Source organism: Pseudomonas sp. GD03862 (assembly GCF_029840855.1).
Taxonomy (GTDB): domain Bacteria; phylum Pseudomonadota; class Gammaproteobacteria; order Pseudomonadales; family Pseudomonadaceae; genus Aquipseudomonas; species Aquipseudomonas alloputida.
This window is the reverse complement of sequence record NZ_JAOCDI010000045.1, coordinates 39,043-48,571: the sequence shown is the minus strand read 5'-3', so window position 1 is coordinate 48,571 and position 9,529 is coordinate 39,043. Positions and strand designations below refer to the sequence as shown.

General features: G+C 63.2%; 5 protein-coding genes. 2 read left to right on the top strand and 3 right to left on the bottom strand.

Annotated elements, in window-relative coordinates; genetic code table 11:
- Positions 1-63 precede the first annotated feature (63 nt).
- The 3 genes from zipA to N5D53_RS23005 form a co-directional block, all read right to left on the bottom strand.
- Complete coding sequence (zipA, locus tag N5D53_RS23015; protein WP_121161249.1) at positions 64-957, bottom strand: cell division protein ZipA; 894 nt, start codon at positions 955-957, stop codon at positions 64-66.
- Positions 958-1,161: 204 nt separating this feature from the next.
- Positions 1,162-4,650 (bottom strand): chromosome segregation protein SMC, encoded by a 3,489-nt coding sequence (smc, locus tag N5D53_RS23010; protein WP_104961079.1) that lies wholly within the window; start codon positions 4,648-4,650, stop codon positions 1,162-1,164.
- A 3-nt stretch (positions 4,651-4,653) separates the two neighbouring features.
- The gene (locus N5D53_RS23005; RefSeq protein WP_010955022.1) at positions 4,654-5,313 is read right to left on the bottom strand and encodes a GntR family transcriptional regulator; all 660 of its coding nucleotides are present in this window, start codon (positions 5,311-5,313) and stop codon (positions 4,654-4,656) included.
- Between the two features lie 268 nt (positions 5,314-5,581).
- On the opposite strand from N5D53_RS23005, the gene xdhA reads away from it, so the two are divergent.
- Both xdhA and xdhB read left to right on the top strand, forming a co-directional pair.
- The gene (gene xdhA / locus N5D53_RS23000; RefSeq protein ID WP_274140623.1) at positions 5,582-7,036 is read left to right on the top strand and encodes a xanthine dehydrogenase small subunit; all 1,455 of its coding nucleotides are present in this window, start codon (positions 5,582-5,584) and stop codon (positions 7,034-7,036) included.
- The gene (xdhB, locus tag N5D53_RS22995; RefSeq protein ID WP_274140622.1) at positions 7,029-9,428 is read left to right on the top strand and encodes a xanthine dehydrogenase molybdopterin binding subunit; all 2,400 of its coding nucleotides are present in this window, start codon (positions 7,029-7,031) and stop codon (positions 9,426-9,428) included. The genes xdhA and xdhB overlap by 8 nt, the downstream gene beginning before the upstream one ends.
- The last annotated feature ends 101 nt before the right edge of the window (positions 9,429-9,529 follow it).

Here is a 9,529-nt window from a genome sequence, read left to right as displayed (position 1 = left end):
ACAGGCAACGACGATACCCGAACCGGCCAGCACGCCCTCAGGCTGCTCTTTCGTCTGGATCTGTCAGCGTTTCTGGGTCAGCGCGCGGCGCTCGAACTCGACGATACGCTGGCGGTAGTGCTCGATGGTCTGGGCAGTCAGCACGCTGCGCTGGTCATCCTTGAGCTCACCGTTCAGTTCGTGGGCCAGCTTGCGTGCCGCGGCGACCATCACATCGAAAGCCTGCTTCGGATGACGCGGGCCCGGCAAGCCGAGGAAGAAGCTCACCGCGCGAGTGCTGAAGTGATCGATGTCGTCCAGGTCGAACACGCCAGGCTTGACTGCGTTGGCCATCGAGAACAGCACCTCGCCGTGACCGGCCATGCTCTCGTGGCGGTGGAAGATGTCCATTTCGCCGAAGCGCAAGCCGCTTTCCAGGATGTTCTGCAACAACGCCGGGCCCTTGAAGCCACCCTCGTCGCGCGAGATCACGCTGATGACCAGCACCTCTTCGGCAGGTGGCAACTCCTTGACGCTGTTGCTGGCAGGCGCTGCGCCGCTGCTACGGTTGTTGTCGGCGGCAAAGTCGTCATCGCTGTCGGCAAACAGGTCGGGCTCGCGCGGCTCTGCGCTCAGGTTCAGGTCACCCTGCTGCACATCGGCAGCCGCATTGGCACGCTTGCCGCGCTTGCTGGCCTTGACCGGCTTGGGCTCACGCTCGCGATCACGCGCAGACGCGCTGAGCGACGGCAGGTCGCTTTCGTCCAGCTCAGGCTCCTTGTGGGTATCGAGCACTCGCGACGGGCCGAGCACCTCGGCACTGCCACCCTCTTCGTCCGGCAGGTTGGAATAACTGCGATCCAGACGGAATTTCAACTTGCCTTTCCCGCCGCGCATGCGGCGCCAGCCGTCGAAAAGAATCCCGGCGATAACAATGATGCCGATGAGGATCAGCCACTCGCGCAGACCGATTTCCATGTAATCCCGTGCCTCTATAAAAATATGCTTGAAAACAAAGGGTTCAAAGCCCTTTAACACGTGGCGCCAACTCTATGTTCTGACAGGCGTTTTACCCACGCAAAAAACGAGTGACATTAAGCTAGCACGACCAAAGACAACTTTACACCGTCTGTCGCACACGGCGGGGCATTTCGCTGCAGAATGTGCCCCTATCGTCGTGCATCAAGCGTCGACCATGGCCATGGCCGCCTCCACATCAACCGCAACAAGGCGTGAACAACCTGGTTCATGCATGGTCACCCCCATCAATTGGTCCGCCATCTCCATGGCAATCTTGTTATGGGTGATGTAGATGAACTGCACGCTTTCACTCATTTCCTTGACCAGACGCGCGTAGCGCCCGACGTTGGCATCGTCCAGCGGCGCATCGACCTCGTCGAGCATGCAGAACGGTGCGGGGTTCAACTTGAAGATGGCAAACACCAGCGCCAAGGCGGTCAGTGCCTTCTCGCCGCCGGACAGCAAATGGATGGTGCTGTTCTTCTTGCCCGGTGGGCGCGCCATGATCGTCACCCCTGTATCGAGTAAATCTTCGCCCGTCAGTTCCAGATAAGCGCTGCCACCCCCGAAAACTTTTGGGAAAAGTGCCTGTAATCCGGCATTTATCTGATCAAAGGTATCCTTGAAGCGGTTGCGGGTTTCCTTGTCGATCTTGCGGATGACGTTTTCGAGGGTCTCCAGCGCTTCGACCAGGTCGGCGTCCTGGGCGTCCAGGTAACGTTTGCGCTCGGACTGCTGCTCGTATTCTTCGATGGCCGCCAGGTTGATCGCCCCCAGGCGCTGGATGCGCGCTTCAAGCTGTTCCAGCTCCTGCTCGGTGCCCTGCTCGCTGGCCTCGGCTTCCAGGGTGGCGAGCACACCTTGCAGGTCATAGCCGTCGGCCAGCAACTGTTCCTGCAAGGTCTTGCGCCGCACATCCAGGCCCTGGCACTCCAGGCGCAGCTGCTCCAGTTGACCACGCAGCAGCTGGGCCTGCTGCTCGGCCTGGGTGCGGCGTTTTTCGGCATCGCGCAGTTCGCGGTCAGCTTCGTCCATGTGCAGGCGAGCCAGGCGCATTTCCTCGTCGACGCTCATGCGCCGCTCCAGCAGCTCCTCCAGCTTCAGACGCAGTTCTTCCTGCGGGGCTTCACCCTCCTCCAGGTTCAGGCTCAGTTGTTCCTGGCGTTCGGTCAGGCGCGCAGCTTGCTGCTCCAGACGCTCCAGCGCCTGGCGGGTAGAGTCGTGCTGGGCACGCAGCGACCCCAGACGCACCGCCAGCTGGTGAGCGTGGTCCTTGTGCTGGCGGGCCTCCTGACGCACCCGGTCAAGGCTTTCGCGCAGGGTGTCGCGGCGGGCCATCAACTGTTCGCGCTGCTCGGTGTCCTGGGCCATGAGCTCCAAAGCCTCTTGCAGCAGCAGGCGTGCTTCGCCCAGTTGCTCGTGTTCCAGGGCGCGCTGTTCTTCCAGCTCGCTCAGCTCTTCCTGCAGGCGGCGGCGTCGCAGCTCGACCTGCTCGGCGCGCGCGCGGCTGGCCGAAAGACTGGCCTTCAGCTCGCCGTGCAGGCGGTTTTCATCCTGGGTGCGGCGGCGCAACTGTTCGCGCTGCTCCTCCAGGTCCAGTTGCTGCTCGCGCAGGGCCTGCAACTGTTGATCGAGTTGCTCCAGCGCCGCTTCCTGTTCCAGTTGTTCCTGGCCCAGGCGTTCGATTTCCTGGCCACGCGCCAGCACGCCGCCTTCGGCCTCGCCACCTCGGCGTACCCGCAGAAAGTGCCGGCCGACCCAGTAGCCATCGCGACTGACCAGGCTCTGCCCTTCGCCGAGCGATCCGCGCTGCTCCAGTGCCTGAGCCAGGTCTTCCACAGGCCTGACCTGGCCCAGCCAGGGCGCCAGGTCGATACGGCCCTCGACCTTCTCCAGCAAGCTGCCGGTCAACGTCGCCCCCGCGCCGACGGCCAGCAGCAAGCGCAGCTCACCCTGTTCCAGGCCGGCAAAATCGAGGTCGTTGAAATCGTCCACCAGCACAGCCTGCAGATCGGCGCCAAGCACCGTCTCTACCGCCAGCTCCCAACCCGGCTCCACCCGCAAGCCCTCGGCCAGCCGCGGCTGTTGCTCCAGCCCTTGGCCGTGCAGCCATTGCGCAGCACCTGCGCCCGGCTCCAGGGCGGCCTGCTGCAAGGCTTCAAGCGAGGCCAGGCGCCCACCCAGGCGCTGCAGGTCGCCCTGTGCCTGCTGTTGCGTCTGGGTGGCCTGCTGCAGTTGCTCGCGCGCGCTTTCCAGGCGCTCGATCACCTGCTCTTCGGAGAGCTGCAGTTCTTCCAGCAGCATTTCGCTGCTGGCCAGTTGCTCGGCCAGTTCGAGCATGGCGGCATCCTGCGGGTCGCTGCCCAGTTGCTCGCGCTCCTCGACCAACTTGCGCTGGCGCTCGGCCTGGCGCTCAAGGCTGGTTTCCAGCTGCTGCAGGCGCGCCTGCTGCACTTCGGCCTGACGGCGCGGTTCGGCGGAGCGGCTGTTGAAGCTGTCCCACTGTTCCTGCCAGCCGTGCATGCCCAGCTCGGCCTCTTCAAGCGCGGCAGCGGCTTCCTCGGCAGCAGCCAGGGTCATTTCCTGCTCGGGTTCGAGCATGGCCAGCTCTTCGCCCAAAGTCGCCAGCAGGGTACGGTCGTGCCCCAGGTGCGATTCGGTTTCCAGGCGTGTGCGCTCGGCTTCCTTGAAGTCGTCCTGCAACTGCCGCAGGCGCTGCTGGCCGTGCTGAATGCTCTGCTCGACCCGGGCGATGTCACCGGCCACCGAGTAGAAACGGCCCTGCACCTGGTTGAAGCGTTCGGACAGTTCGTGATGACCGTCGCGCAGGCGTTCGATACTGGCATCGGCATTGCGCTGCTCGGCCACCAGTGCCTCGTGAGAAACGCCCTGATCGCCGATCACCGATTCGCGCTGGCGTACTTGTTCGTCCAGGTCTCGCCAGCGCAAGGCAGACAGGCGCGCTTTCATCTGCCGCTCCTGAGCCTTGTACTCGCGGTACTTTTCGGCCGCCTGGGCCTGGCGATGCAGACGCTCCAGCTGGCGCTCGAGCTCTTCGCGCAGGTCGGTCAGGCGCGCCAGGTTTTCCTGGGTGCGGCGGATGCGGTTCTCGGTTTCGCGGCGGCGCTCCTTGTATTTGGAAATGCCAGCCGCTTCCTCGATGAAGTTGCGCAGCTCCTCGGGCTTGGCCTCGATCAGCTTGGAGATCATGCCCTGCTCGATGATCGAGTAGCTGCGCGGCCCCAGCCCCGTCCCGAGGAAAATATCCGTGATGTCACGCCGTCGGCACTTGGTGCCGTTGAGGTAATAGCTGTTCTGCCCGTCGCGGGTAACCTTGCGGCGGATCGAAATCTCGGCGTAGGCGGCATACTCGCCGACCAGGGTGGTTTCGCTGTTGTCGAACACCAGTTCGATACTGGCCTGACTGACCGGCTTGCGGCCACTGGAGCCGTTGAAGATGACGTCGGTCATCGACTCGCCGCGCAGGTTCTTCGCCGAACTCTCGCCCATCACCCAACGCACCGCGTCGATGATATTGGACTTGCCGCAGCCGTTTGGCCCAACCACCGCCGCCATGTTGCTGGGGAAGTTGACCGTGGTCGGGTCGACGAACGACTTGAACCCGGCCAGGCGAATGCACTTCAGGCGCATCGGTCAGCCTCTGGCCAGTGCCGCCAGCACCAGTTCGCAGCTGCGCTGGCCATAGGCGGTGAGCACCTCGCGAATGCGCGGCAGGTCACGCGAGACCACGGCTTCGAGCAAGCGGGCGAACAGGTCGAGATAGTCGATCATGTTGGCCTGGCGCTGGTCCAGCGACAGGTAATAGGCACGGCTCATGGCCGGCTGCAGGTTTTCCACGGTTTCCTGCAGGAACGGGTTGTCGGCGAACGGATAGGCCGCACGCATGACCGCAAAACTGTCGGCGACGAAGGTCTTGATGTCGAGCTGGTCATGGGCACGCTGCAGCCGCTGCTGGATTTCCAGAAACGGGCGCAGGTCGGCTTCGGTGCGCCATTTTTGCGCAACCGCATTGCCCAGCAGGATGTAAAACTCGCCCATCAGTGAGCACAGGCTGCGAACGCTGCGTTCGTCCAGCTGGGTCACATGGGCGCCCCGGCGCGGCAGGATCGCCACCAGATGGCGGCGCTCGAGGATCAGCAGTGCTTCGCGCACCGAGCCGCGGCTGACGTTGAGCGCCTGGGTAACTTTCTGCTCCTGGATACGTTCGCCTGGCGCCAGCTCGCCGCGGATGATGCGTTCGGCCAGGTAATCGGCAATCTGCTCGGAGAGGCTGTCCGGGGCCTTGAACGTCATGGTTTTCCTTCAAAATCATTGAACTGGGCACAAGGGGCGAATTGTAGCGTACTTGGGCGGTAATCGCGCAGAGGGGCCAGGTGGTTTATTTGACCTGTCAGACAGCCTCGCGCCCGGCGCGATCTATGCTTGTAATAGAGGCAGTGTGTGCGGCTGGGCATGGACATGTGCATTTTCTTGACCCTTGAGTCAGAAAAATATTGACCTGCTAGACAGGTCTTGCTTAGAGTCCGCCCAACAACAATAAAACCATTGCGAGGCCTTCCCCGTGATCCAGTTTCTCGTCAACCAGGAGCTGCGTAGTGAGCACGCCCTGGACCCTAACATGACGGTGCTGCAGTACCTGCGCGAGCACCTGGGCAAAATCGGCACCAAGGAGGGCTGCGCCAGTGGAGACTGCGGCGCTTGCACCGTGGTGGTCGGCGAACTGATCCAGGACGACCTGGGTAACGACAGCCTGCGCTACCGCAGCCTCAATTCGTGCCTGACCTTTGTGTCGTCGCTGCACGGCAAGCAACTGATCAGCGTCGAGGGGCTCAAACAACAGGGCCAACTGCACAGCGTTCAACAAGCGATGGCAGACTGCCACGGATCGCAATGCGGCTTCTGCACGCCCGGCTTCGTCATGTCACTGTTTGCCCTGCAAAAGAACAGCAGCGGCCCCGACCTGCATCAGGCCCAGGAAGCCCTGGCTGGCAACCTGTGCCGCTGCACCGGTTACCGGCCGATCCTCGACGCCGCCGAGCAGAGCTGCCACCAGCCCTGCCGCGACCAGTTCGATACCCAGCAGGCGCAAACCATCAGCCGCCTCAAGGCCATTGCCCCGACCCAGACCGGCGAGCTGAACAGCGGCGACAAGCGCTGCCTGGTGCCGCTGACCGTGGCGGATCTGGCCGACCTGTACAGCTCGCACCCCGAAGCGCGACTGCTGGCCGGTGGTACCGACCTGGCGCTGGAAGTCACCCAGTTCCACAAGACCTTGCCGGTGATGATCTACGTCGGCCATGTGGCAGAACTCAAGCGCATCGAGAAAACCGCCAGCCACCTGGAGATCGGCGCCGCCACGCCACTGACTGACTGCTACGCCGCGCTGAACGAGGAGTACCCTGACTTCGGGGCACTGCTGCACCGCTTTGCCTCGCTGCAGATCCGCAACCAGGGCACCCTCGGCGGCAACATCGGCAACGCCTCGCCAATCGGCGACTCGCCACCCCTGCTGATCGCCCTGGACGCGCAGGTGGTGCTGCGCCAGGGTGAACGCCAACGGGTTATGCCGCTGGAAGACTACTTCATCGACTACCGCATCACGGCTCGCCAGGACAGCGAGTTCATCGAGAAGATCATCGTGCCGCGCGCCACCAGTGACTGGACGTTCCGCGCCTATAAAGTGTCCAAGCGCCTGGACGATGACATCTCCGCCGTGTGCGCAGCCTTCAACCTGAGCATCGAAGACGGTGTGGTCAGCGGTGTGCGTATCGCCTTCGGCGGCATGGCGGCGATTCCCAAGCGCGCCCGCGCCTGTGAGGCGGCGCTGCGCGGCAAGCCGTGGGACCAGGCTGCCATCGAGCGCGCCTGCCAGGCCCTGGCCGAGGACTTCACCCCGCTAAGCGACTTCCGCGCCAGCAAGGAATACCGCCTGCTGACCGCGCAGAACCTGCTGCGCAAGTATTTCATCGAACAGCAAACACCGTACATCGAAACCCGGGTGACCGCTTATGTCTAACCATCACGTAGCCAAGAGCCAGGCCGAGATGGCCGAACTGTTCAGCCAGGACCTGACCACCGGGGTCGGCCGCAGCGTCAAGCACGACAGCGCCGACAAGCATGTATCGGGGGAGGCGCTGTACATTGACGATCGCCTGGAATTCCCTAACCAGTTGCATGTATATGCGCGTACCGCCGACCGCGCCCATGCGCGCATCCTGCGCATCGACACCACGCCGTGCTATGCCTTCGAGGGTGTGCGTATCGCCATCACCCACGAAGACATCCCCGGCCTGAAGGACATCGGCCCGGTGGTGGCCGGCGACCCGCTGCTGGCCATCGACAAGGTAGAGTTCTTCGGCCAGCCGGTGCTCGCTGTCGCTGCCCGCGATCTTGAAACCGCACGCAAAGCGGCCATGGCCGCCATCGTCGAGTACGAAGACCTGGAACCGGTGCTGGACGTGGTCGAGGCGCTGCGCAAGAAGCACTTCGTGCTCGATAGCCACACCCATCAGCGCGGCGATTCGGCTGCCGCCCTGGCCAGCGCCCCGCATCGCATTCAGGGCACCCTGCACATCGGCGGCCAGGAGCACTTCTACCTGGAAACGCAGATTTCCTCGGTCATGCCTACCGAAGACGGCGGCATGATCGTCTACTGCTCCACCCAGAACCCCACCGAAGTGCAGAAACTGGTCGCCGAAGTACTCGACGTGCCGATGAACAAGGTGGTGCTGGACATGCGCCGCATGGGCGGCGGTTTTGGCGGCAAGGAAACCCAGGCCGCCAGCCCGGCATGCTTGTGCGCGGTAATTGCGCGCCTGACCGGCCAGCCAACCAAGATGCGCCTGCCCCGGGTCGAAGACATGACCATGACCGGCAAGCGCCACCCGTTCTACGTCGAGTATGACGTGGGCTTCGACGACAACGGCCGGCTGCACGGTATCAATTTCGACCTGGCTGGCAACTGTGGCTATTCGCCCGACCTCTCCGGTTCGATCGTCGACCGTGCCATGTTCCACTCCGACAACGCTTACTACCTGGGCGATGCCACCGTCCACGGCCACCGCTGCAAGACCAACACCGCCTCCAACACCGCCTACCGCGGCTTTGGCGGCCCACAGGGCATGGTCGCCATCGAGCAGGTGATGGACCATATTGCCCGTCATCTGGGCCGCGACCCGCTGGCCGTGCGCAAGGCCAACTATTACGGCAAGACCGAACGCAACGTCACCCACTACTACCAGACCGTCGAGCACAACATGCTCGAAGAGATGACCGCCGAGCTGGAGGCCAGCAGCGACTACGCCGAGCGACGCGAGTCGATCCGCCGCTTCAACGCCAACAGTCCGATCCTGAAGAAAGGCCTGGCACTGACACCGGTCAAGTTCGGCATTTCGTTCACCGCCACCTTCCTCAACCAGGCCGGTGCACTGATCCATATCTACACCGACGGCAGCATTCACCTGAACCACGGCGGCACCGAAATGGGCCAGGGCCTGAACACCAAGGTGGCCCAGGTGGTGGCGCAGATCTTCCAGGTGGATTTCAGCCGCATCCAGATCACCGCTACCAACACCGACAAGGTGCCTAACACCTCGCCTACGGCTGCTTCCAGCGGCGCCGACCTGAACGGCAAGGCGGCGCAGAACGCGGCTGAAATCCTCAAGCGCCGCCTGACCGAGTTTGCCGCACGGCACTATCAGGTGACCGAGGAAGACGTCGAATTTCGCAACGGCCATGTGCGGGTGCGCGACCAGATCGTCAGCTTCGAGCAACTGGTGCAGCAGGCCTACTTCGCCCAGGTGTCGCTGTCCAGCACCGGGTTCTACCGCACGCCGAAGATCTTCTACGACCGCAGCCAGGCCCGCGGCCGGCCGTTCTACTACTTCGCCTTTGGCGCTGCCTGCGTGGAAGTGATCGTCGATACGCTGACCGGCGAATACAAGATGTTGCGCGCCGACATCCTGCATGACGTGGGTGATTCGCTGAACCCTGCGATCGACATCGGCCAGGTGGAGGGCGGTTTCATCCAGGGCATGGGCTGGCTGACCACCGAAGAGCTGGTGTGGAACGCCAAAGGCAAGCTGATGACCAACGGCCCGGCCAGCTACAAGATCCCGGCCGTGGCCGACATGCCACTGGACCTGCGAGTGAAGCTGGTGGAGAACCGCAAGAACCCGGAAGACACCGTGTTCCACTCCAAAGCCGTGGGCGAGCCCCCGTTCATGCTCGGCATTGCTGCCTGGTGTGCAATCAAGGATGCCGTGGCCAGCCTGGCTGATTACCGCGCGCAGCCGCAGGTGGATGCGCCGGCAACGCCAGAGCGGGTGCTGTGGGGCTGCGAGCAGATGCGCAAGGCAGTGGCTGAAACACAGTCGCGCGAACGGGAACTGGAAACCATCACCCCCTGACAACGCAAGGCCCTTGTAGGAGCGGGTTTACCCGCGAATGCGATATCAGCTCCAGCGCTACATTCGCGGGTAAACCCGCTCCTACCAGGGTCGGCAGCATG

Coding starts and splice junctions, on each gene's coding strand:
- zipA (WP_121161249.1), bottom strand. CDS start 957: ATGGAAATCGGTCTGCGCGAGTGGCTGATCCTCATCGGCATCATTGTT.
- smc (WP_104961079.1), bottom strand. CDS start 4,650: ATGCGCCTGAAGTGCATTCGCCTGGCCGGGTTCAAGTCGTTCGTCGAC.
- N5D53_RS23005 (WP_010955022.1), bottom strand. CDS start 5,313: ATGACGTTCAAGGCCCCGGACAGCCTCTCCGAGCAGATTGCCGATTAC.
- xdhB (WP_274140622.1), top strand. CDS start 7,029: ATGTCTAACCATCACGTAGCCAAGAGCCAGGCCGAGATGGCCGAACTG.